Below are 17,503 nucleotides of genomic sequence, written 5' to 3' on the forward strand. Positions count from 1 at the left end.
CCCATCAGGCGAACACCTCGGCGGCGGCCAGCAGCGGCGCCTTGAGGTCCTTGTCCGAGAGCTGGAACCCGCCGGTCAGTGACGGCCATTCGATGCCGATGGCGGGATCGTCGAAACGGATCGACCGATCATGCGCCTGCGAATAGGTGTCGGTCACCTTATACAGGACCTCGGTGTCGGGCACGAGCGTCACGAAGCCGTGCGCGAAGCCTTTCGGCACCAGAATCTGGTTGCCCTTTTCGGCCGACACTTCGAGAGCGACCCATTTTCCGAAGGTTTTCGAACCGCGGCGAATGTCGACCGCGACATCGAGAATGCTGCCCCGGATGACGCGCAGCAGCTTGTCCTGGGCGCGCGGCGCAAGCTGATAGTGAAGCCCTCGCAAGACGCCCGCCGCGGCGGAATAGGAATGATTGTCCTGCACGAAAGCCAGGTCTATGCCGGCCTGCGAAAAGCGCTCGGCATTGTAGGTTTCCACGAAGAAGCCGCGTGCGTCGCCATGTCGCTTCGGCACGATTTCCAGCACGCCATCGATGCCAAGGGGCCTGACCTCCAACACCTAGCCCTCCGACAGGTCGACGACACGCCGGCGCAGATAGGCGGCATATTCATTCTTGCCCAGGTGATCGGCGCGACGCAGAACCTGGTCCACTGTCAGCCAACCCTGTTCAAAGGCGATCTCTTCGGGACAAGCGACCTTGATGCCCTGGCGGTGCTCGATGGTGCGCACGAATGACGAGGCCTCATGCAGGCTGTCATGCGTGCCGGTGTCGAGCCAGGCATAGCCGCGCCCCAACCGATGCACATGCAACTGGCCGCGCTCGAGGTAGACGTTGTTGACCGCCGTGATCTCGAGCTCGCCGCGCGCCGAGGGGCGGATGGCAGGGGCGATGTCGACGACGTCGTTGTCATAGAAGTAGAGACCGGTAACCGCCCAGTTGGATTTCGGCACCTGGGGCTTTTCCTCGATCGTCAGCGCCGTTCCCGTGGCCTTGTCGAAGGAAACCACGCCATAACGCTGGGGATCCTCGACATGATAGGCGAACACCGAAGCGCCCTTTTCGCGCGAGGCAGCGTCGCGGCAAAGCTGCGACAGCCCGTCGCCGAAATAGATGTTGTCGCCGAGGATCATCGACACGTTGTCCTTGCCGATGAAATTGCGGCCGATGATGAAGGCTTCCGCCAGCCCGTTGGGCTGCGGTTGCTCGGCATAGGACAGGTCGAGGCCGAACTCCGATCCATCGCCAAGCAGATCGCGAAAAACCGGCAGGTCACGCGGCGTCGAAATGATCAGAATTTCACGGATACCCGCGAGCATCAGAACGCTCAGCGGATAATAGATCATCGGCTTGTCGTATATCGGCAGAATTTGCTTAGAGACTGCTAATGTTAGTGGATAAAGACGCGTTCCACTGCCTCCAGCAAGGATAATTCCTTTCAAGAAGCTCTCCTTGACATGCCTGAACCCCCCGGCCCCAGCCGCCCGTGCTTAGGTTCCATGCAATGGCTTGTCAATCTCGGCGTTCGGCAAACGACCGGGTCACTATCCGGCGCCAATCCATCGCCAATTCCAGGCGACGCATTGCTATCGTCTTGCCAGAGCCGGCCTGACGGGAACAAGCAGATTGTCATCATGGGCCTCGGTCGACTCGCCTCTCTGGCTTAACCGCCCAGCGAATCCCTTGTGAAAGATGATGCCATTCATATAGGCGAAAGTCATCGCAAGCGCCGCCGTTCGCATGGGATAATCGACCAGGGAATGAACGAGCAGAAACGATACTGAGAGAAACGCCATTTTCTGCAGCGGATCTCGCCGTGCCGTGACGGAAAACGCAAAAAGCAATATCGAGTAAGCTGCGACCAGAAAGACAACAGGTGCGCCACCTTCAAGTGCCAATTCCAGATAATCATTGTGGGCGTGATTGACGTAGGGCTTGAAGATCATCTCTCCCTTTTCGTAAATCTGGTAGACTTTTGGGAAACTGCCAAAGCCCACGCCCGTCGCCCAGTTCTCTTCAATTCCCGCGATCGTCGTGCGGGCAAATTCGGCCCGTCCAAAGGCCGGGTCAACCACTTCCGCATCGATTTTCGTCCACGCCCCGATCGTATAGAGCGAAAGCCCGATGAAGACAGCGGGTATTCCATACCCGCCCAGCCTCGAGCGCGCGGACAGAAAGACGACTGATATTATGGTGATCGCCAGTCCTATCAGAATACCGGCGCGCGAACCGGCGGCAAGAAGCAACAGCAGCAGCGTTATCAAGCCGAGCGACCCGGACAGAAGATGCCCGCGAAACAGGCCGTAGTAGACGACGAAGGGGATGGAGACGAAGAGCAAAGCTGAAAAATGGTTCTGGTTGGCAAACAGTCCGGCATTGATCGTGAACGGCAGCAAACCCTGTATGGCGACCGTATCGGAGAGCGAATACTGGATCGCCGCAGCCAGTCCGTTACAGATGACACCCATGAAAAAGAAGGGCAGAAGGCCGTAGACCTGATCTGGGCGCAGGCGGGTGACGCTCAGAAAGAATGCAGCCATCGCCAGGAAGTACAACAGACACTCGATCGTACGTCCCACGCCGACACTGACGAAACGCAGCCCGGTTTCACCGCTCAGCCACGGATTTGCAAGTAGAACCTCAGGCCGCAAGCCGCTCAACAGGGCGGCTGGCAGCGGCACGATTTGAAAACAGAACACGGCAAGGCCCAGAGCAAGCAACCACAGGGCCGAGCGAGGGATGCCGTGCCCCGACGGCCTTGAAAAGACGGCCGCGGCCGCGACAATCGCCGCCACCTCGATCAGCGCATCGGTGTAGAGACCGCTCGCGGTGCCGCCGCCAATCAGCACTGACAGGAAAAGAACCGACCCAAGCAGATATTTTTCCCATTCCGTGGACCGGGCTGACCGCTCTCTCAAGATGAAACTCTTTCGATGCTCAATTTGTGCATGACCAACGTGCCAACGTATCGAAATCGCCAGCTCTCAGCGATGGCAGCTGTTTCCAGCCGCAACACTTGCATGGGACACGCGCCTAGTCCGATCGCGAAATCCAGACTCAACTGCCGCCGATTGAATGTGCCCTCCGGAATGTTGAACCGAGCTATTTCGCTCGCCGGATCCGCGCATCTGATGGACCAGAACAACTGTTTGGGCAGCTTCAGGTTTCTCGCGGAGGCGATCAGGGAAATCCTGTAGGAGCCGGGAGGCAGTTCGACATATTGCTGGAGCGCGGCGTTCTTCACCGGCGTATTCAGGAATCGGACAGTCGCTCCGCTATCGCTTTCTGCGACATCGCGCGCCCCGGCAAAGGTAATTTCCAGACCGGAGCGGTCGCGAACCTGCCAGTCGAATGGCTTGTCGCTGAGGATCTGTTCAAAGCCGCCGTTGAAAATGTATCCGGACAGTGTCCGCTCCTGATCGGACAGACTGAACAGGAACAGCCGATAGGCCGCCTCGTATTCCTTCTGCCGGATGTAACCGTTGATTACGGCAGACAATTCCTTCGACGTCGGTTGTGAGCTCGATCCGGTAAGGTCCAGCAACAGTTGATTTGCGACGCGCAGGCCCCGCGGATTCTTACCAAGAGCGGAGAAAAGATTGGACCTCCACGGTGCCTCGATCCTTAAGGCTGCCAGGACAGCCTGATATCCGTCCGGGTTTGAAAGAATAGCCGGCAAGCCCGCCGCAATGACTGGAAATGTGTGCGGCCACCGGCGCAGCAACGTGTCGATCTCGGCGACGGCCTTTGACAGGTCGCCCATCTCGATCGAGCGATCGATCGATCTCTGAAGCGAATGGATTTCAGTCTTGGACAGCTTTCGAGCCTGGTCGAAGAGTTCAAAAGCCTCGTCTTTCTCGCCTTGTCGATACTCAATCTCGCCTATCAGGCTGTAGAGCCGGGCGTCCGCCACGTTGAAACGAAGCGCGCCCCTCGCCTTTGCTGCCAAGACATCGAGATCAACACCGTCGCCTGTTTCGCTCAGCCGACCGGCAATTTCGCCTATCAAGGCATCTATGTTCAACGGATCGAGCGCAAGCGAGACGGCCGGCGTTTCCGACTCAAGAAGCCGACTTAGCCCTATCGACGAAACCGCCAACACCAGAACGGAGGCGACGAACCAAACGCCTGAACGCCGGAGATTTCGCGTGAGCGGGCTCGCCTGCTCCGTCATCGACTTTGCCCTCAATTTTCGGGGTACTCGCGCCATAGTCGTAGTACTGATAGTTCATGTATTTATAGGCGTAATTGTAATCGAACTTGTTGACCGTGAATTTCGACATTGCCGCTCCGATCACGTTCGCACCGGCTGAGCGCAGACGCTTGAGTGCCGTTTTGGCTGACTTGCGTGTGACCTGATTGGTCGAAACGACCATCAATGTGCCTTCGGCAAGCCGGCTGAGGATTGGTGCATCGGAAAGACCGACGACCGGCGGGGCGTCGATGATGACCAGATCGAAGCGTTTGCCTAGATTGGTCAAGATCAACGCCATCTTCGGCGACGAGAGCAGGTCGGCCGGATTCGGCGGAATCGTTCCGGACGTCAGCACGGTGACATTAGGGTATTTCGTCGGTCTGAAAATGCCCGGCAGATCGTCCTTGCGAACCGTATTAGTCAGCAGGTTGCTCAGCCCGATCGCATTGTCGAGGCCGAACAGCCGGTGCAGGTTGGGTTTGCGGAGATCGCCGTCGACAAGCAGAACCCTTGCGCCGAGTGCCGCGAAATCCTGGCCAAGCTTGAACGACGTGGTCGACTTGCCTTCCGACGGTTCCGAACTGGTCACCAGCAGCGATCGCGGCGCGCCCTCCGCACCGGAGAACTGCAGCGATGTTCGCAGCGAACGATAGGCCTCGGAGAGCCCGGATTTTTGATCGGCGATGCTGGCTATGAGTTCGCGGTCACCGACAAGCGGCAGGATGCCGAGCATCGCCAGCCCCAGCTCTTTCTCGATCTGCTCCGGGTTGGTGAAAGTATTGTTCAGCAACTCGATGATGTAGATGATCGATGCAGCCAGGGCCATGAAAAGCGCGAGAGCGACTGCAAGGTTGATGCTCAGACGTGGAGAATAGGGGGCTGTGGGCAGCGAAGCGAAATCGACTATCGCAGCGCTTTGCGTCTTGAGCTCCGAGCTGACGCCGACTTCATTCAGCTTGGCGATAAGGCTGTCATACTGCGACCGGTTGGAGTCGACCTCGCGCTTCAGGATCGTGTATTTGATATTCTTGTCGTTGAAGACGACCTGCTGCCTCTCCATCTCCGCGAGCTTGGACTTGAGGTCGGCTTCCTTGTTCTGTGCTTCCTGATATTTCAGCCGCAACGAATCGGTTATCGCCAGCACGCCGTTGTTGTAGATTCGCTGGAGTTCCTTGATCTGCGATTGCAATTGCTGCATTTCCGGAAAACCGGGCTTCAGGATGCCCAATTTCTGCTGATACTGGCTGGTCAGATCCGCCAGCTTTTCGCTAAGCTTCTGCAGACCTTCGCTTTCCAGAACCGGACCGAGGCTCGACCCGCGGCCTTTTTCTATCTGATCGACCACCCGCCCCGCATCAAGACGCTCCTGGATTGCAGTGGCCAGGGCGGTGTTCAGGGCTTCGATGTTGGAGCCGATCAGCGATTTGTCATCGCCGGTAACCGTGATGCCGGCATCTTTTGCATAGGTGACCAGTTCCTCTTCGGAGGTCTGCAGCTTTTGCTTCACCTGCCAAACCTGTTCCTGGATGAACTGCCGTCCAGATCAGAGGTCTCGCTGGTCTGATCGAGACGTTGATCGATAAAGCTCTGCGCGACCTGATTGGCAACGTCGCTTGAATATTTCGGCTTTTGATCGACGAAGGTGATCGATAGCAGGCTCGTATTGGTGACCAGATTGACTGTCAGATCTTCCTGGATGCGCTTGATCGCAATTGCCTCGCGCTCTTCGGGCGTTTTCTCCTCAATGGAGGGTGACTTGGACATCCCGAACGCACGGTAGACAATATTGCTCGGGGAAAAGCTCGGCGTCGGAAACAGAAAATCCGGTTTTTCGCTAAGCCCAAGCTGGAACACCACGCGCTGAGCCAATGCCCGGCTCTTCAGCTTCTCCCGAGCGGTCAGGAAGGCCCGGACGTCGCTGTTTTCGGAAACGACCTCAATGTCCTGAAACACTTTCGCCGAAGGCACCAGAACTTCGAGCTGCGTCGTCGCCAGATATTTTGGTGTCTGCATCATCGTCACGATGACGCCGGCAACGAGCCCGGCCGCCGCCATCATGACGATCAGCCAGCGATACTGGACGATGTATAAAAGCAGCTTGAGCGGGTTGAACCCCTCATCCTGGCCCGCATAGTCGCGACCATAGGGACCGTAGTTTTGCGGCACGTCGTAATAGGAGTCCGCGGACAGGGCCTGGCCATGTCCGGGTCCGGCAAGTTGGGGCTGCCTGTTACGATCGAGCATGCGCGAGGTGATCCTGGGGTTGTCCGTGTCTACGGAATGACCGCAATGCGGGCAGCGCTGGAGGCGAGGCCCAGCGCATCCTTCAAATTGTTCATCGCGATTTTCGACTTCGAAGCAAAAACGACGACCACGTCGCCGCCATAGATGCGCGGGTTGCGGTTCTTGCCGGCGCGGATTTCCTCGACATTGTAATTTGCGACCAGCTTGTTTTGGCCGACATTGCGATAGACGAAGATCTTGCCGGCATCACCGACCGGATTGAACCCTCCGGCAAGAGCGATCGCGTCGAGCAAGGAAGCGCTGCTGGACACCGGATAAATGCCGGCCTTGTTGACTTCACCATCGACCGTGATGCGCTGGCCAATCGACTCCTTGACGAAAATCGTCACGTCAGGCGACTGCAAGTACTTTTCACCGTAGGCAGTCTCGATTTCCTTCTCGAGCTGACGAACGGTCTTGCCGGCTGCAGTCATGGTCCCAATCAGCGGAAGCGAAATCTGTCCGCCCGCGTCGACCTGAACTGTTCTGTTCAAATTATCGACCTGAAAAACACTGACCTCGAGCACATCGTTGGCAGACAGAGGCTGCTCGCTGCCGTTCTGGGTATTCTGCGGCGGCGGGAGATCCTTGACCACCTGCAGCGTACCACCGCCAGAGAGCGCCGATGAAGACGCCGTCGGCTGCAGCGCATCGACAGAACTGGTGGAGGACGTCGATGTCGACGAAGTGCTTGCGCAGGCAGATATTGCTAGCGATGCGAGCAAAGCGGGCACGGTGCCCGCATGACTTCTTGCGAGATCGAAAATGCCCATCAAAGAGCCCCGCTCTTAAACAACCGGCCCAATCCGCCAAACCGCCCCGCACTGCTGCCCCCCGATTTTCTCGGGCTTTGCTTTCCCATGGGCACGAGCGGCCGATTTTGCAATATCGCGTCCGGGCGTTTCACTGCCATGTTGTAAGCCTCATCTTCCCCACACCGGTTCGCGATGGCGACAACCGCCTGCGAAAGCCCTGGCCGCCGCCGGCTGGCGCCGTGGGTGTCGGAGGCGACAATATCCACCCTGCCCTCATCCAGCAGCTTCTCCGAGTAGTAGAGCGCCGTACGTCCAAAGGCCCCCGTCACAGAATCAGCCGTGAGCTGAATAAGGCAGCCTAGCGTATTCAACCTCTCGATGACGTCGTAATTCGCCTTGATCCAGGTCAACCGCTCTGGATGAGTGAGGATCGGCACGAAGCCGGCGCCTATGAGACGGGCGGCGAAGTTTTCGAGCCGCGGAGGCAAAATGTGATGTGGCGGTTCGAACAGGAAATAGCGGGATCCGTTCAGAGTCGGCACCGTACCAACCCTCAATCGATCGGGGAGATCAGGCGCGAGATGAACATCAGCGCCAACATATAGGGTAAGCGGTATGGCAGCGCGATGAAGCTCCAGTTCTAACGCCTGAACAGCCCCGGCAATCTTTGGCGTGGCGTTCTCATAAACCCCAGGCATTACATGCGGCGTACATGCCATATGCGTCGTACCGTCGGCCACTGCCAGCCGTGCCATCTCCAGCGACATGGCCAAGTCAGGAGAACCGTCATCGAGACCGGGCAGGATATGTGAATGCAGGTCGATCATTGGCGTTTCTGGTTGAGAGGAGGCAAAGCTTCGCCTCGACAAAATAGAAACGCGTCACCCGCATGAAGGCGAATGACGCATTTGACAAATTTACGCAAAACAGCGGGGGTCGTATCCCGCCTATTGGCTGACCGCGTCGTCGTCATCCTGCAGGCCGATAATAAGGGCGGCGGCACCACCGACGGCGGCGCCGCCCAAGAGAACCGGCAGCATGCCAGGTTCTGAGCTGGCGGGTACGATCGTCGCAGACGGTGTCTCAAGCGAAACGCACATGCCGCCTTCGATAGGGTCGACCTTGACGGTGGCATTGGCTGGAATATCGAGCGCGCAATTGGCTCCGATAGCCAGCGAAGCAGACGCCTGCGCCCCGGTCATGATGCGCGCGCCCGCATACACCGGCGCCTCGGCATCCACCCCTGCATAGCCGCCGGCCTGGGACATCTGGACATCACCCCGGACCTGCGTAAGACGACCTATTGCGTCTGCGGACGCCGGCACAAGACAGGAACAGGTTTGCTGAGCTACAGCCTCGGGCGCGGCGAACAGGGCGCCCCCTGCGACGAATGCAACAAAAGCAAAAGCAACCCCGAACTGATGGCAACTCATCATTTTACCCCACCAAAACCTGTAACTCGCCCTGTTGGTACGAATTACAGCCCGCCCCGCCCCAAGCAATAGAACAATATGGTTAACAAACCCAATAAACCAGCCGGGCCGCCGACCTTTCCAGACCCTTCTCTACAGCGGCCGACGCCGCCATATCTTCGTCAGCGGCTGACGCCGTTGTCGTCGTCCTGCGTCGCCGCGAGCACGCCAGACGTCAGAAGCGCCCCGGCGAAAATCGCCTCCGGCGGACCGAACCCGGCGCCGCCGCCGGAGGGCTGAATAGCAGCCGTCTTCTCAGAGCCGACAAGCTTGAGGCAAATGTTGTTGCCAAGGCGGGAAACGTCGAGGCTCGAATTGGCCGAAACCTCCAGATTGCAGCCGCCGACCAGAACGGAGGCCGCGCCGTTGGCGCCAACCACCACACGGCTGCCGAAATCGAGCGCGCTTCCAACCTTGGCAGCGCCATAGCCCGCCGTCTGCGACACCATCACATCACCGGTGGCGGAACGGATGGATCCGATCTGGTTTGCCGAACCTTGATAGGGTGTCGCGCAGCTGCACGAAGCATCCTGGGCAAACGATGAAGCTGAACCAAACCCGATTGACACGACAAATACGGCAAGCGCAGTTTTAACCACAAGGCTCATCAGTCTTCGATCCCTTCTCGCTGCACCACTTCAGACGCACCCAGTCAAAGGCATTGCATCAGCGCGTACCAGTTTTTCGCCACAATTCCAACCTGTTTCGCGCGCGCGAGGCGATTTAAGCTGACGCGTGTCTGTCCAAGCACAGTACCTTAGCCAGATCGCATTAATAGTTTTCGACTACCTGTCACAGGTTTCTTACTATCGGAAAAAAATTTGAGGTCTCCTTTCCGCGGTGACTGGCTCGATAAGCTTTGACCAAGCTGAGCGCGCCAAACCTTTCGCCAACCAACCTAATATATTGAATTATCGATACATTTTTCGGTAGATATTCCTTGATGGCAGCCGCGCGATTTCAACCATTGGTCGTGCTGACAGCATGTAATTCGAGATCGGCTCGATACCAATCGCGGCCAACGGGGTAGGCGGCCGGCTCGGCTACATTCCTGCTCTCCCGCCATAGAGATCTGCTCCATGCCCCAACCGCGATCCAACTCACCAAGTCGACGTGCCTCAGACTTGGCGGCTTTACCGCCTATTTTGGCCGTACCACGTTCCCTTGCCGGTTCCATGTTGGGCCAGATGGTTCGCTTCGACCAGAATTGCCAAGTGTTTTTTGACGGTGTTTCGGTTTGCACCTGTCAGGTTGACGATCTCGCTGATGGTTATGCGCCCACGCTCATTGATGGCCTCAACGATTTGCAGAGAGAGTTCCGGCAACGTGCCGAGCACAAGACGTTCCCGCTCGATTTTTTTCTCCAATCTCCGCTTTTGCTGCTGCAGAGCGCGCAGGAAATACACAGCCCATGGTTGCCAATTGGGGTTCGGGCTGCGGATCGTCTTCTGAGTCTGGCGTAGCGCCAGATAGTAGCCTTCCTTGCTGTTCTCAATCACACTTTCGAGGGAAGAGTAAGGCACATACGCATATCCGCTGCGCATCAGCAGGAGCGTCGTCAGAACGCGTGACAGCCTTCCATTGCCGTCCTGGAATGGGTGTATCTCCAGAAACACCACCGTGAAGATTGCGACGACGAGCAGAGGGTGCAGGCTTTGCTCGTTGAGTGTGTCGCGTGTCCACTCGACAAGCTCTTTCATCCGCTTCGGCGTATCGAAAGGCGTCGCCGTTTCGAAGATGACGCCGATCTCTTTTCCGTCGGCATCGAACGCACTGACATTATTGGCGAGTGTCTTATATGCACCGCGGTGGCGTTCATCCTTGTTGCTGAACGCCAGCAGGTCACGGTGTAGCTGTGTCAGGTGGTTTTCGGTCAGATCAATCGCATCGAAATGCGCGAAGATCATTTCCATGACCTGCGCATATCCGGCGACTTCCTGCTCGTCTCGGGACTCAAAGAATTTGATGTCGAGGTTGGCGAGCAGCCGCTCCACTTCGCCGTCAGTAAGCCTGCTTCCTTCGATACGGGTAGAAGAGCCGATGCTCTCGATGGTCGCAACGCGGCGCAGAGCCGATAAGCGTTCCGGAGCAAGCGCGCCCAGCGCTCGCCAAGCCCCTTTGAATTCGTCGATCTCCGAGACCAGGGCAAGGATCTCGGTGGTAATTTGCAGAGAGTCGATCTTCAGGGTCATACCCGCAAATATACCCAAAAATACCCGAAAATTCAAGAACCGACATACCCAATAAAGGACCCGTAAATACCCAACTGCGGGCAGCCGGCCAGCTTAAGAACAAGACCCACTCACTTCGCCGCAAGAGCCTCTGGTCTGACTGGCGACCTGCTCAGCAAGGTTTGTACGTTGCGCCGGCCTGAACCGGCTGGCCGCAGAGAATTCCGCCCTGCGTGAGTATGGTGGCCAAATCTTCCCCCTCAGCCGTCAGGCACTGCACAACAAGGTTATCGCCAACCCTGGAAGCGATCTTGCCGTCGCAAGGTGTTCCGGCACCGACAGGTTTGCAGGCCAGGACGAGCCCCTGGTAGTCTCGGCGCGCCGCTTCCGTCACCAGGAGGCGCATGGCCTGAGGCCTGGAAAACGACGCCCCGCACAGCAGGATCTTGCGACCGCCGACACGCAGATCATCGACCGATGGAATGGCGAGCTTGCCGTCAAACGGCTTGAGCTCGGCTACCGGCTTCGCGGGGGACGGGCCGCCCCTCTGCATCACGATGATGCCCAGAAAGCCAACACCAAACAAAACTGCCACGACGGCAAGCAACGCTATGCTCCTGACTGACAAAACTATCCTCCCTCCGACCCTGTGCGGCCGGTCCGCTCATTTCGCCGCAAGGGCGCTCAGTCTTTCTATCTGCTGCATGTACTTCTCGATGACGATCGTTTCCGAAAACTGCCGCTCGACCTTGTTTCTGCTCTGGGCTCCCATCCTGTCCCTGGACGAGTCGTCCAGCCGCGCAAACTCGACCATCTTGCTCGCAAGGTCATCAGGGTCCCTCACCTTGCATAGGAAGCCATTGACCGCGTGGTCCACCACTTCCCTGCATCCTGGCACGTCGGTTGCGATCAGCGGCTTGCCCATCGCAGCCGCCTCGAGCAGCGAGCGCGGCGTTCCCTCCCTGTAGGAGGGCAACACGACACAATCCGCGGCACCAATGAAAGGCCGCACATCGTCGGTGGAGCCGAGATATTCGACCAATCCCTCGCCAACCCATTTTTCCACGTGTTCGCGGTTGACCGCGGTCCGGTTTTCGACATCAAGAAAGCCGAGTAGCTGGAAACGCACTCCGGGCACCTCACGGCAAACCCGACGGGCCGCCGTGATGAACTCGCCGACACCCTTGTCCCAGAGAAGCCGGGCCACGAGAAGAAAGATGATGGCGCCAGACCCGGTGCGCGCTTCGGGCGAAGGGGCAAAACGCACGAGGTCGATGCCGGAGCCAGGCAAAAGCGCGGTTCGATCCTTGCGAACCAGGCGTTCGTTGACGAACAGCATCCGGTCATCGTCATTCTGGAAGAAAACCATTTTGGAACGGGCCAATGCCACCCGGTACAAGGCCTTGGCAATCCTGAGCAGCAGACCACCGCGGACGAACGCTGTCCCCAATCCCGAAATGTTGTTGATGACGGGAATGCCGTTCAGATTGGCCGCGATGGAGCCGAACACATTGGGCTTGATCGTGAAGCCGACAAAGGCCAGCGGTCTCTCGCGCCGCAAGAGACGCCAGTAGCGCCACAGAAGGACCAAATCCCGCAACGGTGACGTGCCGGAATTGTCCATGTCGAGTTCGACATAGCGGCAGTCCATGGCCGCAATCAGCGGAGAATACTCGTCTCTCGGCGCGACGACGACCACGTCATAGCCGCGGCTCCGCAGCGCCTCGATCAGTCCCTTGCGAAAATTGACGACATTCCAGGATGTGTTTATCGAGACGACTATCTTGTTGCGAGCAACGGCCGTCATCGCTGCCCACCCGGATATGACAACGGCGTTCTCAACAGCATATCCGCAAACCGATCCGGCGATCTTTCCGACAAGGTCTTTCCGTACAAGGCCGACCGATCACCACCTTGAATGACCTTCAGCAGTGCTTCCGCAATTTCCGACGCGCCAAAGCCGGCTGAAATCTCCAGGCCCGACAGCATGTCCAGATCTCCCGCACAGGGGGTGGTGACGATGCCGGGAATCCGGCAAGCCATCATTTCCAGAAGGACGTTGGGAAATCCCTCCGTCGCCGACGTGAGAATGCCGGCACGCGCTGCGCGAAACAGCGGAAACGGGTTGTCTCTCTGGCCGAGCAGATTGAGTCGCGAGGTCAGATCAAGCTTGCCGGCGCGGGCTCTCAACTCCGCTTCCATGGGGCCAGAGCCAACCATGGTCAGCTCATAATCCTCGCCGGTCCTTCGTCTGACTTCGGCCAGCACATCAACCGCGATCATCGGACGCTTCACATCAATCAGCCGGCCGCACCAGACTATCTGCGGACGGCGTGAAAGTATCTCGGCGTCGTGCCCCGACGATGCTTCCATGGACATTTTGACGATGAGATCTTCGTCGACCGGGTTGGGCAAAGTACACAGCTTGGCGATTGCTCGCCGGGGCAATACGTCACGCAGGCGTTCATTCATATAGCTCGTTTGCGCGACTATCATGTCCTGGCTGCCATAGGCAGCGTAGAGCGCCTTGTAAGCGAGCGCGCGAGGACCCTTGAAGCGATCCAGAAGTACCGTGGACTCGCGGGCGACCAGCCTATGGCTGCGGAGAAGTCCAACGCTTCGGGCGGCAGCCAGAAACGAGTTTACCCGTGCGTGGCTCGAGAACACCAAATCGTACCGACGCCGGATCAGCCGCGGGGCGAGCAAAAACTCGCTCATGGCCTTGCCGCCGCCATAGCCGTAGCTGCACCGAATTCCGTCCTGGTGTGATCCAGCGGCCTCGCCCGCCGCCTGGCTACCCAAGAAGCCGATTTCGACGTCCCAGTCGGGTCGCCTCGCGAGTGCGCGCGCAACAAGTTTCAGGATGGTTTCGGCACCGCCTCTTCTGTCGAGCGGAATGGCGATCAGCGCGAGCTTCCTTTTCATGGGCCGCGGGAACTCACTGTTTTCGCCGAAAGACATAGGCGTAGGTTTCAGCGGCATCCTTGCGGAGGAACAGGGCCGAAACGCCTAACCAGATGCGCCAGGCAAGAAAGGCCGGCACGAAAAAATAGAAGTAGGAGCTTTTCCAGAACAGACGGCGCTCGATAAGTTCCAGGTCGTTCCGTTTTGCGATTGTTTCGACGTCACTGGGCAAGCACTTGTCGTAGAAGGCCGGAAACCCGTCATGACCCATGCCCTTTTCAGGATAGATCGCAAAAAGCAGCCGTCGCTTCATCCCCTCCGGCAGGACCCGATTCAATCTGGCAAAAACGGCGTTGCGCGAGGGCGAGAAAATGGCAACCATGCCTCCCGGTTTCACGCAACTGGCAATGCCGCGCAGGGCGCCCTCGCCATCACGGACGTGCTCGAGCGTTGCTTGGCAAATGACGACGTCGGCATCGCCCCTCCCCCTAAACGAGGTAAGGTCCGCTTCAATCTCCTCGTCGTATATTCCGCGTGGCGCTTTCGACAACTCTTCCGCGTCGAGGTCGAGCCCAACGACAAAAAGCCCCAGGCGCCGCTTCTCCGAAAGACTGACGAACGGCCTGGCACCCCCGCCAAGATCGTAAACCCGAGCGTTTGAGGTAAGTAAGGGAGGTGCTATCTCCGTCGCAAAGGTCCGGTTGCCGTCGATGCGAAGGCGCCGCGGCAGAGCACTGTCCAGGAACTCGGAAATGGCCACATTCGTGCGAACAAACTTTCGCAATATCGACACTGCTTCACCACCGGTTTCGTTTGGCGATCTGCGCCCACTCGGATTTGACATCCGCGCTATATCCTGTGGAAGACGTAGAGCCGCGTATGATGCGAAAATGGGCCGAGCAACCGGTCCGCAGCAGCACGCAAACCTCTCAGGATTCCATTCTTACTGTCGTACCAGGCCTGCATCGGCTTGGAGAAAAATGTCTCGTCCTTCAGCCCCTTGAAGCCTCCCCTCGGCTGTGATCCCAGAAGCTTGAAGCCGTGCTGTTCGAAATTGGAAACAATCGAAGACGGCTCAAGAACGAACTGGTAAAATCCGGCCCGTTCACCTGGAAACCTGGGATAGAGACCCATTCTGATCTTCAGCCGCCGGAGAGGAGAAATGCTCGGCACTGTCACGAAGGCAACTCCTCCTGACCGGATGATGCGCTTCATCTCCAATGCGATCTCATCGTAACCGTCGAAGAAGTGCTCGATCACCCCCAGAGACCACACCCCATCGAAGAATTCGTCCGCGAAGCCCGTTGCTCGAACATCCCCCACGGTCACTTGCAAATGGGGCGCGGCACGATTCACCATCCCCACGGTCTTCTGCGCGAAGTCGATCCCGTAGGCGGAAAAGCCTGCCTGGTCGAGGCCATGGACCGTATTGGCCAAGCCACATCCAGCGTCCAGGATCTTGGCCGATCCGGTCAGGTATCGCTTGGTGGTTTCAACGACAAAGCGATCCGGCCTCAAGACAATCCCTTCGGCCCAGTGAGAATCCCAATAGTCGTCATCAGCCACCGTGCCGACATGGACGATGCGCCTGTTTTTCTCGTCGTAGAATGCTTTCTTCTCATTCATTTCTGGCATCCGGACCGACCATCAAAACGGTGCGCTGTTTCGCACCAGGCCCTTGATCTGCAATCACATTCCTCAATGCGAAAAAGGAACAGCCAGCGGCAACGACATATCCGAACAAAAATGCCATTTCACTGCCAAGAGGCACCCGCCACCAAAGGCCCAATGCCGCCAGACAACAGCAAGCCAACGCCCCTATCGCGTAGGAATAGGTCAACGTCATCGCTTTGCTCGACCTAAGCGCAAAAGGATCGATGATCACTTTCTTCGTCCTGTTGACCAGAACAGCACAAGAAACGATCCCGAACACCACAGGATCAAAAGACTTCCCCAGCCATCCGGATGCATGGCCCGAGAAAAACAGGCCAACTATTCCGGCCGCGGCCACGGTCGCAAAAATGAGTGCGATGGCCGCTCCCTCGAACAGTCCGCGCCGAAACTCCCTGACGTTTCCATTTGCGGCACTGAGAAACGCCCTTGGCACAAATACGAAGCTGGCCGCATTCATGAAGAAGCCGACGGACCGTTGTGAAAGATCGACGCAAAACGAGAAGACACCGAGATGGGTCTCGGAGCCAAGCAACAAAACAATGTATCGAATGCCGACAAACACGCCGCTCTCGGCCAGATTGCTCAACACAAATCCCCAGCCTGTAACCAGAGACCCGGCAAGATAGGAAAAGCCAGGCCGTCTCAGATTCATAGGTCCCAGGAAGGCAAATGAAATCAGCGCTCCGACGAAATAGCTGAGCGAAAAGGCTGCAAGAGCCGAGCCTACTTTCGCATCGCCGACAAGCAGGATTATGGCTCCTGCCTGGTATGCGACGGCCTGGCCAATCGCCGACCAACCGTACGCCCACAAACGCAGTTGTGACCTCAAAATCTCTTGAAGTGCGGTGTGCAAGCCGAAAGAAACGATGATGGTCGCGGCAACGGCATTGCCAAATCCCAGCCACGTCATTGCCAGTCCAGCCAGAACGACAAACAACACCACAACTGCCAGCACGGTCAAAATGGACGATACGTACTCTCTACCCATTCCCGCGGCATGCATTTTTGCGGAAACCGGCATTATCGAATAGGTCGCGACTCCAAAAACAAGTGTCGAAATAAATGAAACTGTCGCAATCGTCGTGCTGAAAACACCGTACTGTCCAGTCTCCAGATGGCTGCCGATGTACAGCAACGTCGCTATGTTCAGAAGACCAGGAACAATTCGTATTACGATGGCTTCCACCAACTTCCACAGGCTGGCTTCTTTCATGAAGTCACCCGCACGAATGACCTCTTGAGCAAGAACGGGAAACTCAAGACACCAAAGCTCAAACAGGCAAGAACCGCCTTGCCCAAGAACCGAACTGACCGATATCGTCCTAGCCAGAACGCCTTGATGTAGTTCAAGTTCAGCAACAACATCGGGTATGCATTTTGTCGCTGAAGAAGCCGAATCCTTGCCGTCATCCCCTCCGGCAAATATCGTTTTTGTCCAATCTCGACATTGACACAGATAACGTCGTATTCGATCGCCAATCTGGACCAGAGAAGAGATGTTGGAACGCGGCGGAACCGCCCCGCTGGGGGCACGGCAACCCGTTTAAGCAAAGGAGTTTTGATGACCTCCTTCTTGTCGCCGACCACCCGTTCGTCGGCCCGCATCTTTATCAGGTTTGTCCGTTCCGACGGAAACGGCTCTGCTGCCGTCTCTGGGTGGCCAAGAGCCATCGAGAACACAAAACCCGCAATCTTCTCATCGACACCTCTCTGCGAGAGGTGCTCACAGACTTCCGGCAGGCGATCGGTGAAGAGATCGTCGTCATCATCGAAGACCATGCAATAGTCGCCAGTGGCGGAAGCAATCGCCGAAAACATCGCGCGGCCTCTGCCGTCATTCGGGCCGGTGGTGACCACCAAACTGGCATCGCGAGATGCGATTTCCGCAAGCGCTTCGTTCGTTCCGTCGGTCGAACCGTCGACATGGACGCATATCTGCAATGGGCAGTCCGTACGCAACAGTTGCTGAACCAGCGCCGCAACGCGATCCCGCCGATTGAACGTGGGGATGCAGACGCTCAATAGCGCCTGGGACTGCAATGGATTGCAG

Annotated in this window: 18 protein-coding genes; all 18 read right to left on the reverse strand. The window is 57.6% G+C overall.

Annotated elements, in window-relative coordinates:
• Positions 1–4: 4 nt before the first annotated feature.
• Complete coding sequence (rfbC, locus tag AC0L2U_RS04495) at positions 5–559, reverse strand: dTDP-4-dehydrorhamnose 3,5-epimerase (RefSeq protein WP_024503666.1); 555 nt, start codon at positions 557–559, stop codon at positions 5–7.
• A complete protein-coding gene (gene rfbA, locus AC0L2U_RS04500) occupies positions 560–1,441 on the reverse strand; it encodes a glucose-1-phosphate thymidylyltransferase RfbA (protein WP_127272412.1) in 882 nt (293 codons plus the stop codon).
• 144 nt (positions 1,442–1,585) lie between these two features.
• Positions 1,586–2,917 carry an O-antigen ligase family protein gene (locus AC0L2U_RS04505; protein WP_127810973.1) on the reverse strand — a complete coding sequence of 444 codons (1,332 nt, stop codon included), beginning with the start codon at positions 2,915–2,917 and terminating at the stop codon, positions 1,586–1,588.
• Positions 2,914–4,173, reverse strand: a complete 1,260-nt coding sequence (locus tag AC0L2U_RS04510) for a tetratricopeptide repeat protein (protein WP_473601487.1) — start codon at positions 4,171–4,173, stop codon at positions 2,914–2,916. Before AC0L2U_RS04510 ends, AC0L2U_RS04505 begins: the two co-directional genes overlap by 4 nt.
• Positions 4,061–5,701 (reverse strand): polysaccharide biosynthesis tyrosine autokinase, encoded by a 1,641-nt coding sequence (locus tag AC0L2U_RS04515; RefSeq protein WP_473601488.1) that lies wholly within the window; start codon positions 5,699–5,701, stop codon positions 4,061–4,063. Before AC0L2U_RS04515 ends, AC0L2U_RS04510 begins: the two co-directional genes overlap by 113 nt.
• Positions 5,698–6,252 carry a hypothetical protein gene (locus AC0L2U_RS04520; protein WP_473601490.1) on the reverse strand — a complete coding sequence of 185 codons (555 nt, stop codon included), beginning with the start codon at positions 6,250–6,252 and terminating at the stop codon, positions 5,698–5,700. Before AC0L2U_RS04520 ends, AC0L2U_RS04515 begins: the two co-directional genes overlap by 4 nt.
• Positions 6,253–6,467: 215 nt before the next feature.
• Complete coding sequence (locus AC0L2U_RS04525; protein ID WP_473601491.1) at positions 6,468–7,250, reverse strand: polysaccharide biosynthesis/export family protein; 783 nt, start codon at positions 7,248–7,250, stop codon at positions 6,468–6,470.
• A complete protein-coding gene (locus tag AC0L2U_RS04530; RefSeq protein WP_473601492.1) occupies positions 7,250–8,059 on the reverse strand; it encodes a tyrosine-protein phosphatase in 810 nt (269 codons plus the stop codon). The genes AC0L2U_RS04525 and AC0L2U_RS04530 overlap by 1 nt, the downstream gene beginning before the upstream one ends.
• Before the next feature lie 120 nt (positions 8,060–8,179).
• On the reverse strand, positions 8,180–8,500 hold the full coding sequence (locus AC0L2U_RS04535; RefSeq protein WP_128288255.1) for a hypothetical protein: 321 nt from the start codon (positions 8,498–8,500) through the stop codon (positions 8,180–8,182).
• A 326-nt stretch (positions 8,501–8,826) separates the two neighbouring features.
• Entirely contained in the window at positions 8,827–9,153 is a 327-nt protein-coding gene (locus AC0L2U_RS04540) for a hypothetical protein (RefSeq protein WP_245481758.1), read from the reverse strand.
• A gap of 684 nt (positions 9,154–9,837) precedes the next feature.
• Positions 9,838–10,896 carry a Fic family protein gene (locus tag AC0L2U_RS04545; protein WP_128289074.1) on the reverse strand — a complete coding sequence of 353 codons (1,059 nt, stop codon included), beginning with the start codon at positions 10,894–10,896 and terminating at the stop codon, positions 9,838–9,840.
• A gap of 151 nt (positions 10,897–11,047) precedes the next feature.
• The gene (locus AC0L2U_RS04550) at positions 11,048–11,482 is read right to left on the reverse strand and encodes a hypothetical protein (protein ID WP_127395604.1); all 435 of its coding nucleotides are present in this window, start codon (positions 11,480–11,482) and stop codon (positions 11,048–11,050) included.
• Positions 11,483–11,539: 57 nt separating this feature from the next.
• Complete coding sequence (locus AC0L2U_RS04555) at positions 11,540–12,682, reverse strand: glycosyltransferase family 4 protein (protein ID WP_127395603.1); 1,143 nt, start codon at positions 12,680–12,682, stop codon at positions 11,540–11,542.
• Positions 12,679–13,836 (reverse strand): glycosyltransferase, encoded by a 1,158-nt coding sequence (locus tag AC0L2U_RS04560; RefSeq protein ID WP_164895695.1) that lies wholly within the window; start codon positions 13,834–13,836, stop codon positions 12,679–12,681. The genes AC0L2U_RS04555 and AC0L2U_RS04560 overlap by 4 nt, the downstream gene beginning before the upstream one ends.
• On the reverse strand, positions 13,814–14,623 hold the full coding sequence (locus AC0L2U_RS04565; RefSeq protein WP_128289076.1) for a class I SAM-dependent methyltransferase: 810 nt from the start codon (positions 14,621–14,623) through the stop codon (positions 13,814–13,816). The genes AC0L2U_RS04560 and AC0L2U_RS04565 overlap by 23 nt, the downstream gene beginning before the upstream one ends.
• A 5-nt stretch (positions 14,624–14,628) precedes the next feature.
• Entirely contained in the window at positions 14,629–15,405 is a 777-nt protein-coding gene (locus AC0L2U_RS04570) for a class I SAM-dependent methyltransferase (protein WP_164895696.1), read from the reverse strand.
• Positions 15,398–16,666: a polysaccharide biosynthesis protein gene (locus AC0L2U_RS04575; RefSeq protein ID WP_128289078.1), complete on the reverse strand. Its 1,269-nt coding sequence runs from the start codon at positions 16,664–16,666 to the stop codon at positions 15,398–15,400. Before AC0L2U_RS04575 ends, AC0L2U_RS04570 begins: the two co-directional genes overlap by 8 nt.
• On the reverse strand, positions 16,663–17,493 hold the full coding sequence (locus AC0L2U_RS04580; protein ID WP_164873884.1) for a glycosyltransferase family 2 protein: 831 nt from the start codon (positions 17,491–17,493) through the stop codon (positions 16,663–16,665). Before AC0L2U_RS04580 ends, AC0L2U_RS04575 begins: the two co-directional genes overlap by 4 nt.
• Between the last annotated feature and the right edge of the window lie 10 nt (positions 17,494–17,503).

This window comes from Mesorhizobium sp. WSM4808, assembly GCF_055811675.1.

What these genes read in the sequence shown, in the direction of transcription:
- AC0L2U_RS04535 (WP_128288255.1), bottom strand. Translation starts at nt 8,500, where the DNA reads ATGTCCCAGGCCGGCGGCTATGCAGGGGTGGATGCCGAGGCGCCGGTG.
- AC0L2U_RS04560 (WP_164895695.1), bottom strand. Translation starts at nt 13,836, where the DNA reads ATGTCTTTCGGCGAAAACAGTGAGTTCCCGCGGCCCATGAAAAGGAAG.
- AC0L2U_RS04565 (WP_128289076.1), bottom strand. Translation starts at nt 14,623, where the DNA reads ATGTCAAATCCGAGTGGGCGCAGATCGCCAAACGAAACCGGTGGTGAA.
- AC0L2U_RS04575 (WP_128289078.1), bottom strand. Translation starts at nt 16,666, where the DNA reads ATGAAAGAAGCCAGCCTGTGGAAGTTGGTGGAAGCCATCGTAATACGA.
- AC0L2U_RS04555 (WP_127395603.1), bottom strand. Translation starts at nt 12,682, where the DNA reads ATGACGGCCGTTGCTCGCAACAAGATAGTCGTCTCGATAAACACATCC.
- AC0L2U_RS04570 (WP_164895696.1), bottom strand. Translation starts at nt 15,405, where the DNA reads ATGAATGAGAAGAAAGCATTCTACGACGAGAAAAACAGGCGCATCGTC.
- AC0L2U_RS04530 (WP_473601492.1), bottom strand. Translation starts at nt 8,059, where the DNA reads ATGATCGACCTGCATTCACATATCCTGCCCGGTCTCGATGACGGTTCT.
- AC0L2U_RS04520 (WP_473601490.1), bottom strand. Translation starts at nt 6,252, where the DNA reads ATGATGGCGGCGGCCGGGCTCGTTGCCGGCGTCATCGTGACGATGATG.
- AC0L2U_RS04510 (WP_473601487.1), bottom strand. Translation starts at nt 4,173, where the DNA reads ATGACGGAGCAGGCGAGCCCGCTCACGCGAAATCTCCGGCGTTCAGGC.
- AC0L2U_RS04545 (WP_128289074.1), bottom strand. Translation starts at nt 10,896, where the DNA reads ATGACCCTGAAGATCGACTCTCTGCAAATTACCACCGAGATCCTTGCC.
- AC0L2U_RS04540 (WP_245481758.1), bottom strand. Translation starts at nt 9,153, where the DNA reads ATGGTGTCGCAGACGGCGGGCTATGGCGCTGCCAAGGTTGGAAGCGCG.
- AC0L2U_RS04525 (WP_473601491.1), bottom strand. Translation starts at nt 7,250, where the DNA reads ATGGGCATTTTCGATCTCGCAAGAAGTCATGCGGGCACCGTGCCCGCT.